This is a genomic window from Hyphomonas chukchiensis (assembly GCF_000682695.1).
Classification (GTDB): Bacteria; Pseudomonadota; Alphaproteobacteria; order Caulobacterales; family Hyphomonadaceae; genus Hyphomonas; species Hyphomonas chukchiensis.
Genome location: NZ_AWFG01000096.1, coordinates 15,532 through 33,700, shown reverse-complemented (window position 1 = coordinate 33,700; position 18,169 = coordinate 15,532). Strand labels below are relative to the sequence as shown.

The following is an 18,169-nucleotide window of genomic DNA, read 5'->3' as shown; positions in this document are numbered from 1 at the left end:
CTGTTCTAGCCGTTAAAGTGTAGCGAGTGTGCGTGTCAAATCGTTAACGCGCCGCAAACAGGTCGCCCTGGCCGTCAATGATGCGCTGGGCGGTGGCATTGATGAGGTTCAGTGACCTGGCAACGTCGAGGCCCTCATACGCACCCGTCTCGATATGGCGGGCCAGCGTAACGAGATCCGCGAGGGCCTCGTTGAGCTTCAGCGTGACGGCCTGCATGCGCTCTTCCGTTTGGGAGGCTTCAAGGCGGGTTGCCTCGGCGAGGCCTTCGGCCCGGGCTTGCGACAGGAGGCGGGCCAGCTCGGGCGCCGAGAGGTCCATCTGCTCGCGCTGCGGCGGCTCAGGCTCTGCGGGAAGTGTAAAATCATTCCGGAATTCAAAGGCTTGCAGGGACTTCACAGCACGATGGGTCATTCGATCAATTCCTCGTCTTCCCGGCCACCACCGGGGCGGATGTCGCCTTGGGCGATGAGGTCACGCGCCAGCGATACCAGCGCCTGACGGGCGGCTTCGACTTCGCTGCGACGCACGGCGCCATGGGCAGAAATCTCGTCGCGCAGCAGGTCGCCAGCGCGGCGGGTCATGTTGCGGAAGAAGGCAGCGGCGGTCTCTTCGCGGGCGCCTTTAAGGGCAACAACCAGCGTGGAACGGTCAGCTGACGCGAGCAATGTCTGCAGGCCGGCGGCGTCGAGACGCGCGAGGTCATCGAAGGTGAACATGAGCGCGCGGACTTTTTCGCCAGCGCCGGGTTCTGCTGTATCCAGTGCAGCGAGGAAGGATTTTTCGAGGCGGCTGTCGAGACGGTCGAAGATGCGGGCGACACGTTCGTGGCCGCCCTGGCGTGCGTTGCCCTGCAGGCCGTCGATCTGTTGTGCGATATGCGATTCAAGGCTGGCCGACGCACCCGGATGAACGGGCCCGAGGTGCAGCAGGCGGTGCATCGCATCAATGGCGACACGAGGGCTGAGGGCGCGCAGGAGACGGGCGGAGGCGTCGCCCTGTAGCCTGGACAGCACGAAGGCGAGCGTCTGGGGATGCTCGTCCGCAAACAGGCTCGCGAGGGCGCCGGTATCGAGCGCCGACAGGCGCGACCAGACGGAACCTGCAGTCTTTGGTGCAGGACCGAGACGGCGGTGCGCGTCGAGAAAATCGCGCGAAACCTCTGCTTCGCCGTCCATGGTGTCGTCGAGGGCGTCCATGGCGGCGGTGAGTTTGCGGGCTTCATCCGGCTCAAGCTCGGCCCAGATGCCGGCGGCCTCGGGACCGAGGGCGCGCATCAGGCGTGCGGAGCGGACAAGGCCGTCGCGCGCTGTAATGTTTGCTGCAGGAATGACGGCGAGCGCGCTCATGCGGCATCCGTCCCGTTCTTCATCCAGCCACGCAGGATATCCGCCGCGCGGGCCGGATCCTTGCGGGCCAGCTCAGCGACATCGCTGGTGACCGGCACGGTGCGAAGGGGGCGCACAGCGGTCGTTGCGAGGGGACGCACGGGTGCTTCCGGGGGCGCTTCAGGGTATTCCCTGACCATTCCCGGGACTTCCGAGTCCGTTCGTGGGGCAAAGCCGAGCCAACCGGCGAGACCCGCGAGCAGCGCGAGGAGGGCAAGCTCGCCATAAGCCTCAGCATCGGGCCGTCCGGGTGCACCGCGCGCAAAAGGGGCCGTCTGGATGACGAGCAGGTCACCGGCAGCGACGTCGAGACGCGCGGCGGTGGTAACCAGGCTTTCGATCATGGAGGCCTTGGCCGCTTCGGCGGCGTCGAGCAGGACGAGCACGGTGCGACCGCCGGCAGCGGTTGTCGTAACGCTGATGCGCGCATTGCCGGGGCCGGCAACGGGATCAACCAGGTTCATGAGGGAGGCTTCGAGCGGGGTGGCTGAAGCGGGGAGCGGATGGTCAGCGGTGAGCAGCGTACTGCCCCGCCAGGCGAGCAGGCCGAGAGCAATGACAAACGCTGCCATCGCGAGCGCCCGTGAAGAGGGCCCCGCGCCGGGTTTACGTTTGCCGGATCTGCTTGCCATCAACCCCTCCTGAATCCTCCGGAAAAACGGAGTCCAGTTCAGGTGATAGCGGCCTGCCCGTAAATTTGTGTTTAACGGGCAGGCTGTTGGTAACGAATACCGGACCGACTAGCGGCGGTACTTCTGGAGCCGCGTTGTGCGCAGGCCCTTGATGCCGTGGCGGGAGTAAAGTTTCTCCCAGCCTTCATATTCCTCATCCGTCAGGTTGTAGCGTTCGCACGCAGCCTTGCGCGAAAGCAACCCACCTGAAACGGCTGCAACAACCTCTGCCTTGCGGCGTGTCACCCACCGGGAGATCCCCGGGGACGGCAGGTCTGCCAGGGTGAGCGTCTGGCCATCCGGGCCTTTGACGCTCGTCATGTTTGCGTTCTGCGTTTCCATATCCACACACCATTCTTCGGTCATGTCGTAACCCGACTTCTTCAGGCCCTCAGACAGTGGTGTACACGAGTGGATTTAAGCCCACGCATAAGGAGACGTGTGAGTTTCGCCCCCCGCGTTAGGAGGATGTTTGGAAACCTGTCCCGCGCCGGGACAAATGCCGTTTTTCCCCGATTTTATTGCGATTCACATTAAAAAAATTTCAGGTGAGAAGGACGAGTGCGTCATTGTCCCGGGCCTGCGCAGCGTGCCGGCGGAGCATGGTAAGGAACATCTCGTCGCCCCGCTCTGTCTGCTTCACGAGCATCGCCGCGCCGAACGCGACCGACATGCCGTAGAACGAGAACCAGCGGTAATCGTCATAGAGATCGCTGAAGCTGTAACTCGTCACGCCCGCCTCCGTGAGCCGGTCATGGTAATAGCGCAGCAGCGACTTTTCATGCTTGGGGCGTTCCTCACGCGTCAGGCCTGCGCCGATGAAATACGCGACATCATTTGCCGGGGCGCCCTTGGCCGCCGTCTGCCAGTCGACCAGCGCAATCGGCTTTGGCGCGCCGGGCTTGCCAAACAGCATGTTGTCGAGGCGGAAGTCATTATGTGTGAGCGCGAACGGGCCCTCATGGGCTTCGCTCCAGCGCGGCAGGGAAGACGCATAGAGATCGCCGACCTCGATCACATCAGAGGTGAGCTGGGCCTTGTAGCGTTCCTTGAAACCGGCCCAGAGCCCGGCAACCTGTTCGGGCGTCAGCGCAGGCGGCGGGGCCGCATCGGTGCCCTGCAACCAGTCATGCTGGTCGAGCGACTCGTCCTGCCAGTAGGCGGCGTGAAGAATGGCGGCCGATGCCAACGCCAGTTCGGCCTCAGCGACGGAACAGCCTTTCAGCTGGTCGCCTTGTTCGGAGGGCGCCATGTCTTCCATGATCAGGGCGAAGCGATTGGTCGCCTCGTCATAGTCCGTATAGAAGGCGCCGGGCGTGATCTTGCCCGCCACTTTCGGAAAGGTGCGGTAGAACATGACTTCGCGCTTGTAGTGGCCGAGCATCTGCGCCGTCGCGAGACTGGCTTCGCTGCCGGACGGGAACTTGCCGACCAGCGTGTCCGGCGCGCCTTCACCCTTGCGGGCATAGTCGAACACGAAGCGGACATTCTCGCCGATCTGGCCTGTGCCGATCGCCTTGGCGGTGAGGCCCTTTACCTCGGCATCAATCCCGATTGTTTCAAACAGGTCGTTGAACCAGCCGGGCGTCAGCTCCAGCGGGTTTCCGTCTAATCCCGGACGGTTCATGCATTTTACTCCCCAGTGGCACCGTTCTCCGGCGCGTCATTTTCTTGTGTTGGTTTTGCTGTGTTGGACGTGAACCGCCCGCTGAAGCGCGAGATCCAGCCCATGCGCGCCTCGGCAGCGCGCAGTGATTTGTCGAGCGCGGCCATGGTGAGCGCGAAGTCGCCGCTCGTTTCCTTGCGCCAGGCACGTTCGGTGCGGGCGATGACGAAGGCGATGGCCAGAACCTTGAGGCTGAGCGGGCCGCCGCTGTCATCATCCAGGCCGGCAGAGGCCAGTGCCCAGCGGGCGGAGGCCGCACGCGCAGCGGGAAGACGCACGAGATGGTCCGGTGCGGTTTCGCGATAGCTGAAAAGGGACTTCAGCCCGTCGCGAAATTCTTCCATCGCCTCGAAGCGCAGCATGATGACTTCGAAAAGGCGCTCGCGGGGAAGGTCGTCACTGGCGACACCTTCTGCCGACATGGCGCGGTCGAAATGCGCATCGACGGCATCGGCCAGCGTTTCGCGCGTGGCAATACCGTGAAAGTCATTGAGGGTGAGGTCGGCGCGCAGGGCAATCTCGCCAAGTGTCAGCGAGGCCCATGGTTTTTCCGCTGCCAGCTCCAGCGCGGCGCGGAGGCCTTGGTCGATGATGCTTGCATTGCGCGCCACGGGCAGTCCCTCGTCTAATCCTTTTGGCGAGAGAGGTCCCTTTCACGGTTCGCCGCCGCACGCAGGGCCTTTCTCATCAAGGCTGGCATCCCACCTTCATCCATGAGGATGTCAAGGGCAGCTTGCGTCACTCCCTTGGGTGAAGTGACCGCTTTACGCAGCGTATCCGGGGCTTCGCCGGTGGATGCCATAAGGGCAGCTGCGCCCTCGACAGTCTTGCGGGCAAGCCGCGCAGACAGGTCTTTCGGCAGGCCCTCGGCCTCGCCCGCCATGGCCATCACTTCGGCCAGAAGGAAGACATAGGCCGGGCCGCAGCCGGACACGCCGGCAGCCGCCGAGATGAGTTTCTCGTCGATGGGGCCTTCGACATCGCCGAGCGGTTTCAAAAGGCCGGTGACGACATCGATGTCAGACGCGTCTGCGCCCGGTGGCGCGGTGATGACGGTTATGCCCTGCCCTATGGCGCCCGGTGTATTCGGCATGGCGCGGATCACGCGCGGCGTATCGAAGGCCGCCGCGAGCTGCTTCATCAATATGCCGGCCATGACCGAAACAATGAGCGTCTTGGCACCGACGAAAGCGGCCGTGTCCTCGACAACGGACGTGAACACTTGCGGCTTCACACAGAGGATGAGGATATCGGCGGGCTGGGGCGCGGGGTTCAGCTGGACCTTGCCGGCCTCGGCCCAGCCCGACACTTCCTCGGACGGCGCCGGATCAACCAGGATGATGCGCGACTTGGTCTTGGCGGCGAGCCAGCCGCGCACGAGCGCCGTGCCCATGCGCCCGGCGCCGATCATTACGATAGTCGGAGCGGACGCAGCCTTGCCTGCCATGTGCGTCTGTCTCAGGCTTCGCCGTGGGTTTCGAACATGACCGCCTCGATCGCCTCGCGGGGCGTCTTGCCGGCCCAGATGAGGAAATTGAAGGCGGGGACGAACCGGTCGACGGCGCTGACACCCGCTGCGATGGCGGCGCGCGCCTCGCCGGGAGAGACTTCGTCCCGGTCGAGCATGGCGAATGTGTAGCGGAAGATGATAACGCCTTCATCGGCCCAGTAGTCGAAATGGCCGAGCCACAGGCGCTCGTTTGCCATCATGATGAGTTCGGCAATGGCGGCGCGGCGTGCAGCGACCGGCTTCACGTCGAGCGTCATCGAGAAATGGATTGCGGAAGGATCCGGGCGATAGGCAAACAGGGCGCCCATGTCGCCCCATTTGGTTTCGGCCACGGCCTGGATCGTACCATCGTCATCGCGATCATACTGCCAGCCAGCTGTCTCCAGCGCTTCTTCGACCCGTTCAAGCGGGTCCGGCAGATCAATCTCACTCCGGGAGAGATCAAGACTCATGATGGGTTCCCCTTTCGGTCTCGTATGCACGGTGCAGGATTCGCATGCCGAGGCCAAGGGCAGCTAAGCAAGTGCGTAAAGGCGCGTCTACCCAAGTCTACAGGTTAACGGCACTATTCTGCAGCTTGGCCTATTTCGCTTTCGCGTCGGCTTCGAGCGCCGCCACGCGGGCTTCGAGCGCCTCGACACGCTCAAGCGCAGCCGTCGCGATGGCCTTCAGGGCCTCGACTTCGTCACGCCCGGCAAGGTCCATGTCGGCAATCAGGGCGCGGACGCGGGACTGGGCGGCGGTCTTGGCTTCCTCGCCTGCAGCCCGGGCAGCGCCCATGGCGCCGGTCATCAGGCCCGCAATGTCATCGAGCAGTGGATTTGTGTTCGCCATGAGGCTACTCCTTCGCGCGGGGGCGGCTGGGCATGATTGTCTGCTGCCTAACAGATAGGACGCATTCCAGACAGGGAAAAGACGCCGCATGACAGACCTTGTGAGTTTGATGGCCGTGCCAATGGCAGCGCAGGCCCTGCATTTCCCGGAAATCAGCCCGGCGCTCGTGTCGATCGACTTCGGATTTGTCGGCCTCGGGACGTTCCACCTGCGCTGGTATGCGCTGGCCTATATCGCCGGCATCATGCTGGCCTGGCAGTATGCGACGGCATTGATCAGCCGTCCGGCCATGTTCGGCGGCAAGGCGCCGGCCACGAAAGACGATCTCGACGACATCATGTTCTGGATCATCCTGGGCATCATCCTCGGCGGACGGCTCGGCTATGTCCTGTTCTACATGGTGCCCTACCAGCAGGACGTGATCGCCGCGAACCCGATGAGCGTGCTGAAGATATGGGACGGCGGCATGTCGTTTCATGGCGGGCTGATCGGCGTGACGCTGGCCATCATCGTGATCGCGCGGCGCCGCAAGCTGAGCCTGCTGCCGCTGGGCGACATTGCGGGCGTCGTGGCGCCAATCGGCATCATGTTCGGGCGCCTCGCGAATTTCATCAATGCCGAGCTTTACGGCCGCAAGACCGACGCCGCCGTGGGCATGATCTTTCCCGAAGGCGTGGTGCCGGGATCGACCCCGCCAGCCTATGACTGGGTGGCGAAACAATGGGTCTATAATGGCCATGAGTTCGCGCGCCATCCGAGCCAGCTCTACGAGGCGGCGCTGGAAGGCCTGCTGCCGCTGCTCCTGCTCTCGATCCTGATCTGGAAGTTCGGCGCGCTGAAGAAGCACGGCCTCGTCGCGGGCCTTTTCCTGCTAATGTATGGCACCGGGCGCTCCATCGTCGAGAATTTCCGCCTGCCGGATTCCTTCGCCAATGACCTGCCCTTCGGCCTGACCATGGGCATGATCCTGTCGACCCCGATGTGGATCGGCGGCGCATGGCTGGTCTGGAACGCACTCAAGCCAAAGCCCCTGCACTCACCTGACTAGACTGATATGACTTTGAAAGACCGCCTCATTCGCCTGATCGAAACCGGGGGCCCGATTCCCGTTTCGACCTATATGCAGCTCGCGCTGCACGACCGGCAGGACGGCTATTACGCCACCCGCCCCGGCCTGGGGCAGGATTTCATCACCGCGCCGGAAACAAGCCAGGTGTTCGGGGAACTGCTGGGCCTCTGGGTGGTGCATGAATGGCAGGCGATGGGATCACCGGCGGAATTCTGCCTCGTCGAGATCGGACCGGGGCGCGGCGTGCTGATGCAGGATGCGCTGCGCATGGCCTTTGTCGCAGGTGGCAAGCCTTTCGCCGACGCGATGACGCTCTACCTCGTCGAGCCGAGCCCGGCGCTGCGCGATGTGCAGGTCGAGCGCCTTGCGATCTATGAGCCACAATTTGCCGAGCAGGCATCCGAAGTGCCGGCCCTGCCGACGATTATCCTGGCGAACGAATATCTCGACTGCCTGCCCGCCCGCCAGTTCCGCCGGGATGGCGAGGAATGGCGCGAATGCGTCGTGGGGCTGGACGGCGACGGCGCGCTGGCTTTCGGCCTCGCCGCCGATGGCCGCAGCGCGCCCGAGGGCACGGCGCAGACGGCCAATTGCGTGGAAGTGCAGGTCGGGCTCGACATTCTGGTCGCTGAACTGGCCACACGCGCGGCCAATGGCCTGCCTGTGCATGCGCTGCTGATCGACTATGGCCCGGTGGACCGGGCGCCGGGGGATTCCCTGCGCGCCTTCAAGGATGGCGAGCAAGTCTCGCCATTGCTGGCCCCGGGCGAGACGGACCTGACCGTCGATGTGGATTTCGGACGCCTGAAACGGATTGCCACCAGCGCCGGGCTCGACGTGCACGGGCCCACGCCGCAGGGCATGTTCCTGCTGGGCCTTGGCGCGCAGGCACGCCTGAACCAGCTGGTGAAGGCCAATGAGGACGATGCCGAAGCGATCTTCAACGCGGCCCAGCGCCTGATCGACCCGAAAGACATGGGCGAGCGCTTCAAGGTGATCTGCCTGTCCAGCAAGGACCTGCCGAAACCCGCCGGCTTCTAGCGCGCGCCGATATTGGCCTCGACGAAGTCGGCCATCGCGCGGAGCGTTTGGATGCGGGTGGTGCCCTCAGAGAGCCAGTGGTCCTCGCCCTTGAGTTCGATGAACGTCACGTCCTTGCCCGCCCGCTTGAGGGCTTTTTGCATGACCCGGCTCTGGTTCATCGAAACCACCGTGTCATCCTTGCCGTGGAAGAGCAGAACGGGCGCCTTGAATGCCTGTGCATTATCGACCGGGGAAACAGCCTCGAGATCGACCTTTTTGGGATCTCCTATCGTCAGCTTCCAGTAGGCGAGTGCCATGCTGTCTTCGCCGCTGTCCTGTTCCGTTTCACGCAGCAGTCGAGGCAGGTCGCTAACAGGCGCGATGGCGACGACGCATTTGTACAAGTCAGGTGTGAACGCGCCCCCGGCGAGCGCCGCGTACCCACCATAGCTCGCGCCGACGATACAAATGCGCTCGGGATCGACCGATCCGTCCTTGATCAGGGCAGTGACGCCATCGGTGATGTCGTCCTGCATCTTGCCGCCCCATTCGCCGAAGCCAGCGCGCTTGAACTCACTTCCGAAGCCTGTGGAGCCGCGAAAGTTGGGTTGCAGCACAGCATAGCCGCGATTGGCGAAATACTGCGCCATCCAGTCAAACCCCACTGAATCGTGATTCCCAGGACCACCGTGCGGCATGACAAGCAGAGGCAATCCGGACCGTGCGTCTTCCGGCACACCGGCTGGCCATGTCAGCACTGCAGGGATCGTAAGGCCATCCCGCGCCGGATAGGACACGGCGAGAACCTCGGCCACAGCATCAATCGGTATGTCGTTGTAGACGTTGAGCAAGCCGGTCACTTTCCCGGTCTCGCGATCCTGAAGCACATATTTCCCCGGTGTGTCGCTGCCCTGAACCAGGTAGACAATCTGTTTCCAGCTATCGCTGCGGGACGCCACGGAAACTGTCGAGCCGGGGAAACTGTCCACCACTTTACGTACATCCGCTTCAATCGCCGGGTCGAAAAAGTGTCTTGGATATTCGCCATCCGAATAGATCACGCCTTCGAAGACACCATTGCGATCGATATAGGCAGACACATCCGAGCCTGGCCTTTCCAGCAGCGGTCCTGAGATATTGCCTTCAAAATCCAGCTCGCGGACAAACTGGTAACCGCCATACTCATCCTCTGAACCAACCAGTATGAGGGCGGTGCGATCGGCCTTTATGCCGACCAGCGAGAACGGGATGACAGCTGCCTCGACCTCATAGATGAGCTTGGTTTCGCCGGAGACGTCGCTGAATATCCGGTAGATATCATCTTCGCTGTCATATTCCTCACGCGCGATGATGACGCCATTCTCGTCCACCATCCAGCTGTACGTATTTTCGGGACCTGTGGCGAATGGTTTGCCTTTCCCTGTATCAAGATTGACCTTCAGGAGATCATAGCCGCTGAATTGCATAAAAGCAGGCATGAAAACCTCGCCCGATCCCTTCGCTATTCCGACGACATTCCCAAGCCCCGTCTGGGGGCGATAAACATATGGGGTCGTGGTCAGCAGCGGAACTGTCTTGTCGGTTTCGAGGTTAAGCGAATAAGCGCTCGAATATTCAAACTTGCTCGTGACGCCGTACACACGCCTTGCCTCCGATGCGAGGATCAAGAGGTGATTATTGTCCGGAAACCAGATGCCGCGCGTCGACATGTCATCGACAGCTATGCGTGCTGCGAAGGCGCCCGTCTCTGTATCATACGTGGCGATGACATCCTTGCCGTCCTTGCGGACGATATAGGCGATTGTCTTTCCGTCTGGTGAGATAGCCGCGTCGCGCACCGAGGGCAGCTCGCCATAGGCTTCAAGCGGCGGGTGGGGCGTGTCCGCGATGGCGAGACATGCCGCGCTCCCAACGAACAGGCCAATGATCGTCGTTCGCAGCATCCCCATCATTCCAGTATTCACGTCGTGAAATCCTTCGACTAATTTCGGCCCGCCCACGGCCGCTTCGCTGTGGGCAATCTTTCAGACTACTGACCCTCGCCGATATTGGCCTCGACGAAGTCGGCCATCGCGCGGAGCGTTTGGATGCGGGTGTCGCCTTCAGAGAGCCAATGGTCTTCGCCGTCGAGGCGGATGAATTGGACGGGCTTGCCGGCCTTTTCGAGCGCGCGCTGCATCACCTCGCTCTGGCTGATCGGCACGACCGTATCATTCTTGCCATGGATGAGCAGGACTGGCGCCTTGAACGCGGCGGCGCTGTTGGCGGGCGATATGGCGTCGATGTCGACGGTTGGCGATTTGGGATCGCCCATCAGGTCTTTCCAGTAGTCGACCACCCAGTGGCGCGACCCCAGATCGGAGGACACGTCGGATATCATCTTGCGAAGGTCCGAGACCGGCGCAACCGCGACGACGCATCGGTAGAGATCCGGCGTAAAGGCCCCGCCCGCGAGGGCGGAATAGCCACCATAGCTCGCGCCCACGATGCAGACGCGCGCCGGGTCCACAAGGCCCTCGGCGATCATCGCGGCGACGCCATCGCTGACATCGTCCTGCATCTTTGCGCCCCACTGGCCATAACCGGCATGGAGGAAAGAGCGCCCATAACCATCCGAACCGCGAAAATTCGGCTGGAGCACGAGATAGCCACGATTGGCAAAATATTGCGCCATCCAGTCAAAGGTGACGCCATCATAAGAGGAAGGCCCGCCGTGCGGCATGACGACCATGGGAAGATTTGCGAGATCGGCCGAGCCGACGCCTGCGGGCAGCGTGAGGATCGCCGGGATATTGAGCCCGTCGCGCGCCGGATAAGAGATCGCCAGGACCTGACCGACAGCCTCCACCGGGATATCGTCCCGGTTATCCATCAGGCCGATCAGGTCGCCCGACTTGCGGTCGAGGACGACGTATTTGTTGACGCCATAGGAATTGAAAACGGACACGAGGATCCTGTTCCAGTCGCGGCTATGGCTCTCAATCTCCACAGAGCCGCCTTCGAAACGGTCCACCAGGGCCTGCACATCCTTGTTGAGCGCTTCATCGTAGAAGAAGTAGCTGGGCGAGGCACCAGCATAGCGGATGCCTTCGACGATGCGGTTCTTGTCGCGGAACACGCTCTCCATATCGGCCCCTTCGCGCGCCAGCACCGGGCCGGTGATCTTGCCATCCATGCCCAACTCGAAAAGCGCGTCGAAGCCCTCATTTTCATCTGCGTCACTGACGAATAGCAGGGCGGACCTGTCTGGCTTCACGCCCATGATGTTGAAGGGCGGGCGAGCGGCCTGCTCCTCGTAGATGGGGCCGCGTCCCTCCGAGAGATCGCTATAGATGCGGTACATGTTGGTGGAGTTGTTATATTCCTCGCGGGCGAGGACCGTACCCTTGGTGTCGACGAACCAGTCGATCGTGTAGGGCGTGCCCGATTTGAAACCCTTACCAAAACCGGAGTCCAGATCGACCTTGAGCAGGTCGAACTCGGGGATGCCTGACCGGTTGGACTGGCGCAGCATGAAGGCGGGCATCAGGGCCTGACCGGCCTCGCTGTCCACGCCGACAATCTTCCCCAGACCGGATTGGGCCGGATAGATGTCCCGCGTCGCGCGCAGCAATTGTTGCGACTTGTTCGTCTCGAGGTTCAGGGAAAAGGATTCCGAATATTCGAAGCTGCCCTTGTAGCCGGCGAGGTCCTTTGTGTCGGATACGCTGAGGATCAGGTGCTTGGCGTCGGCGAACCAGATATTGCGGGTGGCGATATTGTCGACCGACAGGCGCGGCGTGATGGCCTTTGTGGCAATATCCAGCGTGGCGATAACGTCCGAGCCATTCTGCCGATAGACAAAGGCCACCATCTTGCCGTCGGGAGACATGGTCATGTGGCGCACGCGCGGCAGCTCGCCATAGGCTTCAAGCGCGGGATGCGGTGCTTCTGCCAGCGCAGACTGGCCAAGCACAAAGATCATCAATCCAAGTATGAATGCCCGCATGATTCCCACGCCCGCAACGCGTTGTTTGCGTTACAGACTGCGCGAGGGTTGCGCGGGTTTCAACCTTGAAATTATGAAATCGTGAGCGTCGCGGATCAGGCCGGGAGTTTGATCTCGTTGGCGTCGTCGAGCAGCACCACAGTCGGCGCGTGCTGGCGGGCTTTTTCGGCCTCGACGCTGGCAAATGCCGCAATGATGATCTTGTCGCCGACCGCAAAATGACGGGCAGCAGCGCCGTTGACGCCAATCGTGCGCGAGCCGCGGGGCGCTTCGAGCGCATAGGTCTGGATGCGGGCGCCATTGGTGACGTTCCACAGGTCCACACGCTCGTGCGGCAGGATGCCGGACGCGTCGAGCAGGTCCTGGTCGATGGAGATAGAGCCTTCATAGTGCAGGTCACACTGGGTGACCGTGGCAGAGTGAAGTTTGGCTTTCAACATGTTGAGCAACAAGAATGTGCCCTCCCGGCGTTAGACAGCGTGGCAAATATGCTCACAGTGAGTATATGGGGTTCTGCTGCCCCGTCGGCAAGCGGCTTATGGCATTGCAGCCTCTGCAGCGTAAAGCCCTATTCTGCAACAGAACCCAAAATCCCATGCTTCCCTCTGGATGCAATATCGTGGCCAGTTACACGCCTTGCTGGAAACGGCCTTCGGGGGCTCGCGCGCAGAGGCGGGCGGTGTTACCGTTTTGTTAACTATGGGACGGAACGCAGCTAAAGGGGACGCGCGTCATGAGATATGGACAGGTTGGGGTATTGGCCATCGCACTGGTTGCAACGGCATGCGCATCCAAACAGGTCACGCCGGGGGGATCGACACCGGCAACCGAGGTTCCCCCTCCGCCTGCCCCTCCACCGCCGCCGCCACCTCCACCTCCACCTCCACCTCCGCCGGTCTATAGTGAAGAGGATGGTGACTACGGCCCGGATCGCGGCCTGCCATACCCCTCGACCGGGATGGGAGCGCCGCCTCCGCCCATGGTGGGGTCGTCGGGCCCGGGACGTGGGTCGGAACGGCCCATTGGCCGCGCCGTGAGCAATGCGAAGCCCGGCAAGGACTACCTGCCCTTCATTGACGTCGCGATCGACGAGGCCGCGCTTTATTCCGAATACGGCCTGATGCTGCAGGACCGCTATACGCGTATCCAGATCGTCACGCTGAAGCCGGATGCCTATGATGTGGAAGGCGTATCATCAGGCAAGCGCAAGGAGCCGCTCGAGATGCGCAACTATAACAAGGAGAGCCGCAACTGGTTCTCGCGCATGATGGGCTCGCGGAATGTAACCCGTACACTGATCGCTGAATTCGATGTCGCCAAGCCGGACATCAAGGCGACGAAGGCCCTGTTCTCAGCCACCTTCTCGTCTGACAGCAAGGAAGGCGAAGCCTGGACCACCAATGAGAGCATTGCCGTCTATGCCACACCCTATTTCAAGGTGGGCCCCAATACGACAATCGAGGGCCGTTTCCGGCTGCAGCTGTCAGACGAGCGGCAGGGGAGCGCCGGGGCGAGCGTGATGGGCGCGCTGACAACGGCGGCCAACCTGATCGCGCCCGCCTCGACGCTGGTGACCTATTTCAACCAGCCCCTGATGCTGGAAGCCTCGAACTTCCTGAACACGCAATCGACAACCTTGTTTGGCCAGTCGATCACCGAACAATCGACGAGCGCCTTCTCGGTGAAGTCATGGAGCGATACGCCGATCCTCGTCGTCTCGGCAGAACTGCCGGAAGCGGGCAATATCAAACAGACCAAGGGCAAGGGCTCGATCGGCCAGTGGGCGGTCTATCTCGACCAGCCGATCCCGTCGATCTTCACGGCCGCCTCGTCTGACTATGATGGCCAGGAGCCGGACTATACGGGCATCCCCTCGGGCGACATTCTCGCCTTCGATGTGGGCGAAGACCTGACAGTCTATGACTATATCTTCTCGCGCCTCGACCTGGCCGACCGGATCGCCACGCTGAATGACACCGGCGACGCGGACACCGCGCGCCTGATCTGCAGCCGTATCGAACGGGGGATGTCGGAGATCGGCTTTACCAGCTTTGATTCCGCCGCCGCCGTCTGGGCCGCCTCAGCCAGCGACCAGTTCAACTCCGGTGCGCAGGCCGCCTTGCAGCAGGAAGGCCTCTGTCAGGCCATGGACCTCTGGCACGAGATGGGCGGCTGATCATACTCCTGCTGTAGAACCCTAAAACCACTCGAAATTATCTTGTTCTAGATATGGACATAAGGATTAGCGAGCGCTAACACTTCCCTCAAAGGTTGTGTGGGTTGGGACAATGTTGATCGAAGACGTAAGGAGCGCGCTGGCCGCAGCGCGGGCGGTTTGGCATGGGCAATCCCAGAGGGCCCGCGGCGTTTATGGTGTGTACTTGGTGGAGGGGTTTTCCCTTCCCGGCCTGATGCCAGCCGATGATGGACTGATCTATATCGGCCACAATGTGACGGGCGCTTCCCATATCGATCATTTCACAGGGGCGCTCAATGCGAACCGCTCCACGTCGCCACTACGCAGTCTTGGCGCACTGCTGCAGCGCGAGCTGGCGCTCGAAGTGGCGCCCACCAACATATGGAACGATGGCTTCTCGTTCGCCTTTACGGCAGACAGCGAGGCGCTCCTGTCAGACTGGATGGCCAAGGCCCTTCATGTGGCGCAGCTGCCCCTTGCCTGCGACACGGCTCAGGCACGCTCCCTGCTGGTGCGTCAGCTGGAACCGCCCCTCAACCTGGCCGGATGGCGCAACCCGCAGCGCAGCCATATCCTGTCTGCGCGCCGCGCCTGCGCCTACGGCGCCCACGCGGATTTCACCTGAGTTTTCCGCCTGAAAAAAGGGTGGCGCAAAACCATCGATGACCGATCTGGAAACTCCGGGCACTCTTGTGCGTTTGGGGCTGGGCTGAGACAGTAATGTCGGCCAAACTGCGCAAGCCCGGACACAGGCCTCCGGCATATCAGGGAGACGGATTTCATGCGGTGGCAAGGCGGACGCAAAGGCGGTAATGTTGAAGACAGACGGGGCATGAGCGGCGGCGCCGTTGCCGGCGGCGGCATCGGTGTGCTGGTGATCGCCCTGATTGGCTATTTCGTCTTCGGAATCGACCCTTCGCAAACAGCACAAGTTCTTGACCAGGCTGCCGTCTCATCATCACCACAAGGCGAGGCGCCGGTCGGCACACCGGAAGACGAGGCTGGCCAGTTTGTCGATGTCATCGGCACCAATATCGACGACGTCTGGCGCACGCAGATGGAGGGCTACCAGCCACCGAACACCGTTCTTTATACGCAAGGCACCAATACCGGCTGCGGCTTCGGACAGGCCGCCATGGGCCCGTTCTACTGCCCTAACGATCAGACCGTGTATCTCGATCTCTCCTTCTGGCAGGAAATGGAAGACAAGCTTGGTGCGTCCGGCGCAGACTTTGCCCGTGCCTATGTCATCGCCCACGAGTTCGGCCACCATGTGCAGACGCTGACCGGCACATCGGCGAAAGTGCGTGAGGCCCAGAAGGGCGCGCGCAGCCAGGCCGAGGCCAACACGTATTCCGTCGCGCTTGAACTGCAGGCCGACTGCTATGCCGGCGTCTGGGCGGCCCATGCGGCTGAGGCCTCCGGCGGCCAGGTCGCGCTCGAGCAGGGCGACGTGGAAGAAGGCATGAAGACGGCCAACGCGATTGGCGATGACATGCTGCAGAAGCGCTCAACAGGACGCGTCTCGCCCGAAGGCTTCACGCATGGCACCTCTGCCCAGCGGATGGAATGGCTGCGCCGCGGCATCACGACCGGCGATCCGAGGCAGTGCGACACGTTTTCTGCCCTTTAGATGGCGGACCGGTTTCATTTGGGTGTCAGCATGCGCTGAAGGCCAGGCTGCCGGTGTCCAGGCGAAGAACGGCCACGCATGTCTTTATGGCGCTAGGGTTGCCTGAGCGGATAAGTCTCATCCCGATACAAACATCCCAGGGAAGATAGCGTTAACACTCGATTCGCGAACTTCCTCTATTTTCGCTCAAAAATAGATCGGGGGAAAGCGCATGTCAGCCAAGGATGGCCCATCACCGCTTGTCGACAATATCGCTGAACTGATGCAGGCATTTCTCGATGCCCTGCCCGATCCCGTGTTCATCAAGGATGAAAACCTGAACCTCATCTATGGCAATGCGGCGCTGGATCGCTTCATCCGGAAAGCGACGGGAATCACTGATTATCTTGGGCATCCTGACCGGGACCTTTACCCACGCGAACAATGGGAGGGTTTTGAGCGGGAGGACCGGAAGGTTCTCGCGAAAGGCATTTCGCTCAGTGAAGAGAAAATCGGCCCCGAGATGACGGCGCTGACCAAAAAGCTGCCGGTCCGCCTGCCATCCGGCAAGATTGGCATTGCCGGCATCAATTTTGACATTACCGCCTACAAGAAGACCGAAGCCCGGGCCCGCGAGACCGAGGCTGCCAGCCGCGCCAAGTCGCAATTCCTGGCATCGATGAGCCATGAGATACGCACGCCGCTCAATGGCATTCTCGGCATGGCGCAATCCCTGATGTCGGATCCGGACCTGACACCCGCCCAGCATGACAAGGTCGAAATCCTGCTCGACTCCGGCCGCACCCTGCTGTCGCTTGTCGACGATGTCCTCGACCTGTCGAAGATCGAGGCAGGCAAGCTGCACATTGATGCCGTGGACGGCGACCTGCGCCATACGGTCAAACGTGTGACCCGCCTGTTCGAGCCACGGGCACGCGAGAAGGGAATTGAGCTGGTCGTCTCGATGGATGATCCGATCAACGGCGCCCTGCGTTTTGATCCCGTCCGCGTGCGGCAATGCCTGTCAAACCTTATATCGAACGCGATCAAGTTCACCGACGCCGGCCGAGTGCGCGTCTGCGTGGCCACCGAGCCGGAGGGCGACCAATGGCGCGTGACACTCCACGTCCACGATTCCGGGATCGGCATTAGTGCAGAGGCGCTCGCGGGCCTGTTTAGTGATTTCACACAGGCCGATTCATCAACGACACGCCAGTTTGGCGGCACAGGGCTAGGTCTGTCGATTACTCGCCGCCTGGCCCGCATGATGGGTGGCGATGTTGTCGCGAAAAGCGAGCCCGGGAAAGGTTCCACCTTCAGCCTCACCTTTCTGGCCGATCCGGCGGCGTCTCGGATACACGAGCAGGGCTCCAGCGAGACGCCCGGGATCGCGGCAGCATCCCTAACCGGGCTGCGCGTCCTGCTGGCCGACGACAACCGTGTGAACCGGGAAGTGGTGAAGCTTTTCCTGACGCCGTATGACGTGCAGATCACCGAGACAGAGAATGGACAACAAGTGCTCGAGGCCCTCGCGCGCGAGACATTCGACGTCCTGCTTCTGGATGTCCATATGCCTGTGATGGATGGTATGGAGGCATTGGCGATCATGCGCTCTGGCGATACGCCGTATCGTGACATTCCGGTGATCGCTTTGACAGCGGATGCCATGTCCGGCGACCGTGAGCGCTTCCTATCGAAAGGCGCGAACGGCTATGTCACCAAACCGATCGACCAGGGCGACCTGCTGAGCGCCATCGCGCGTGTGAATGGGAGATCAGACGCCGGTGACGTGGCCGCCGACCCGCTGCAAGAACTGCTCCACGGTCTGCAAGGCGCGGAAACGCACGATCCGTCTCCCGATGATGCGCTTGATGTCCTGCGACAGGATTGGCTGAAATCCGTGCACAGTCAGTTGCGCGACCTGATTTACGCACTGGACGCGAACCGTGAAATCACAGCGCCGGACGTGCACCGCATCGCCCATGATTGCCAGGGTCAGGGGCCCTTCTTTGGATTCCAGCTGTTCGGCTCGGTTGCCAGCGACCTCTGCTTCATCCTGCGCACCCGGTCCGGGCCGATGAATGAAGAGATGCGCACACTGACAGGGCGCTATGTGCGCGCGCTGCTCTATCTGCTGGAACAGGGGATCAGCGGAACCGGCGGCCCCTCAGGCAGTGCGCTTCGCATGAAGCTCGCCGCCTAAGAGGTTTAAC

Annotated in this window: 18 protein-coding genes; 6 read left to right on the top strand and 12 right to left on the bottom strand. The window is 61.9% G+C overall.

Features of this window, described 5'->3' with window-relative positions:
- Positions 1-43: 43 nt before the first annotated feature.
- From HY30_RS18365 to HY30_RS18325, 9 genes are all read right to left on the bottom strand, one after another.
- Positions 44-412: a hypothetical protein gene (locus tag HY30_RS18365; protein WP_034744560.1), complete on the bottom strand. Its 369-nt coding sequence runs from the start codon at positions 410-412 to the stop codon at positions 44-46.
- Positions 409-1,347, bottom strand: a complete 939-nt coding sequence (locus HY30_RS18360; RefSeq protein ID WP_034744557.1) for a flagellar motor switch protein FliG — start codon at positions 1,345-1,347, stop codon at positions 409-411. The genes HY30_RS18365 and HY30_RS18360 overlap by 4 nt, the downstream gene beginning before the upstream one ends.
- Positions 1,344-2,018 (bottom strand): hypothetical protein, encoded by a 675-nt coding sequence (locus tag HY30_RS18355; RefSeq protein WP_155839421.1) that lies wholly within the window; start codon positions 2,016-2,018, stop codon positions 1,344-1,346. Before HY30_RS18355 ends, HY30_RS18360 begins: the two co-directional genes overlap by 4 nt.
- Positions 2,019-2,126: 108 nt before the next feature.
- Positions 2,127-2,423 carry a CtrA inhibitor SciP gene (gene sciP, locus HY30_RS18350; RefSeq protein ID WP_422120006.1) on the bottom strand — a complete coding sequence of 99 codons (297 nt, stop codon included), beginning with the start codon at positions 2,421-2,423 and terminating at the stop codon, positions 2,127-2,129.
- A gap of 178 nt (positions 2,424-2,601) precedes the next feature.
- Entirely contained in the window at positions 2,602-3,684 is a 1,083-nt protein-coding gene (locus tag HY30_RS18345) for an aminoglycoside phosphotransferase family protein (RefSeq protein ID WP_034744538.1), read from the bottom strand.
- Positions 3,685-3,689: 5 nt separating this feature from the next.
- The gene (locus HY30_RS18340; RefSeq protein WP_034744536.1) at positions 3,690-4,334 is read right to left on the bottom strand and encodes a hypothetical protein; all 645 of its coding nucleotides are present in this window, start codon (positions 4,332-4,334) and stop codon (positions 3,690-3,692) included.
- Positions 4,335-4,348: 14 nt separating this feature from the next.
- Positions 4,349-5,170, bottom strand: coding sequence for a pyrroline-5-carboxylate reductase (gene proC, locus HY30_RS18335; protein ID WP_034744535.1), 822 nt, complete (start codon positions 5,168-5,170; stop codon positions 4,349-4,351).
- Between the two features lie 11 nt (positions 5,171-5,181).
- On the bottom strand, positions 5,182-5,685 hold the full coding sequence (locus tag HY30_RS18330; protein WP_034744531.1) for a type III secretion system chaperone family protein: 504 nt from the start codon (positions 5,683-5,685) through the stop codon (positions 5,182-5,184).
- Positions 5,686-5,815: 130 nt separating this feature from the next.
- Entirely contained in the window at positions 5,816-6,067 is a 252-nt protein-coding gene (locus HY30_RS18325; protein WP_034744528.1) for an accessory factor UbiK family protein, read from the bottom strand.
- 136 nt (positions 6,068-6,203) lie between these two features.
- Between HY30_RS18325 and lgt the strand changes: the two genes are divergently transcribed.
- On the top strand, positions 6,204-7,115 hold the full coding sequence (gene lgt / locus HY30_RS18320) for a prolipoprotein diacylglyceryl transferase (RefSeq protein ID WP_034744778.1): 912 nt from the start codon (positions 6,204-6,206) through the stop codon (positions 7,113-7,115).
- A 6-nt stretch (positions 7,116-7,121) separates the two neighbouring features.
- Positions 7,122-8,177, top strand: a complete 1,056-nt coding sequence (locus HY30_RS18315) for a class I SAM-dependent methyltransferase (RefSeq protein ID WP_034744525.1) — start codon at positions 7,122-7,124, stop codon at positions 8,175-8,177.
- Here the strand turns inward: HY30_RS18315 and HY30_RS18310 are convergent.
- The 3 genes from HY30_RS18310 to panD form a co-directional block, all read right to left on the bottom strand.
- A complete protein-coding gene (locus tag HY30_RS18310; protein WP_155839420.1) occupies positions 8,174-10,123 on the bottom strand; it encodes a S9 family peptidase in 1,950 nt (649 codons plus the stop codon). The two genes, HY30_RS18315 and HY30_RS18310, sit on opposite strands and share 4 nt — an antisense overlap.
- A gap of 65 nt (positions 10,124-10,188) precedes the next feature.
- Positions 10,189-12,147, bottom strand: a complete 1,959-nt coding sequence (locus tag HY30_RS18305) for an alpha/beta hydrolase family protein (protein ID WP_034744522.1) — start codon at positions 12,145-12,147, stop codon at positions 10,189-10,191.
- A gap of 95 nt (positions 12,148-12,242) precedes the next feature.
- Complete coding sequence (panD, locus tag HY30_RS18300) at positions 12,243-12,599, bottom strand: aspartate 1-decarboxylase (RefSeq protein ID WP_034744516.1); 357 nt, start codon at positions 12,597-12,599, stop codon at positions 12,243-12,245.
- Between the two features lie 281 nt (positions 12,600-12,880).
- Here panD and HY30_RS18295 point away from each other — a divergent pair, with 281 nt between their 5' ends.
- The 4 genes from HY30_RS18295 (at position 12,881) to HY30_RS19565 (ending at position 18,159) form a co-directional block, all read left to right on the top strand.
- Complete coding sequence (locus HY30_RS18295; RefSeq protein WP_155839419.1) at positions 12,881-14,323, top strand: hypothetical protein; 1,443 nt, start codon at positions 12,881-12,883, stop codon at positions 14,321-14,323.
- A 208-nt stretch (positions 14,324-14,531) separates the two neighbouring features.
- Positions 14,532-14,969 carry a GIY-YIG nuclease family protein gene (locus tag HY30_RS18290; protein ID WP_206741508.1) on the top strand — a complete coding sequence of 146 codons (438 nt, stop codon included), beginning with the start codon at positions 14,532-14,534 and terminating at the stop codon, positions 14,967-14,969.
- 156 nt (positions 14,970-15,125) lie between these two features.
- A complete protein-coding gene (gene ypfJ, locus HY30_RS18285; protein WP_034744508.1) occupies positions 15,126-15,977 on the top strand; it encodes a KPN_02809 family neutral zinc metallopeptidase in 852 nt (283 codons plus the stop codon).
- A 211-nt stretch (positions 15,978-16,188) separates the two neighbouring features.
- On the top strand, positions 16,189-18,159 hold the full coding sequence (locus tag HY30_RS19565; RefSeq protein WP_051615709.1) for a PAS domain-containing sensor histidine kinase: 1,971 nt from the start codon (positions 16,189-16,191) through the stop codon (positions 18,157-18,159).
- The last annotated feature ends 10 nt before the right edge of the window (positions 18,160-18,169 follow it).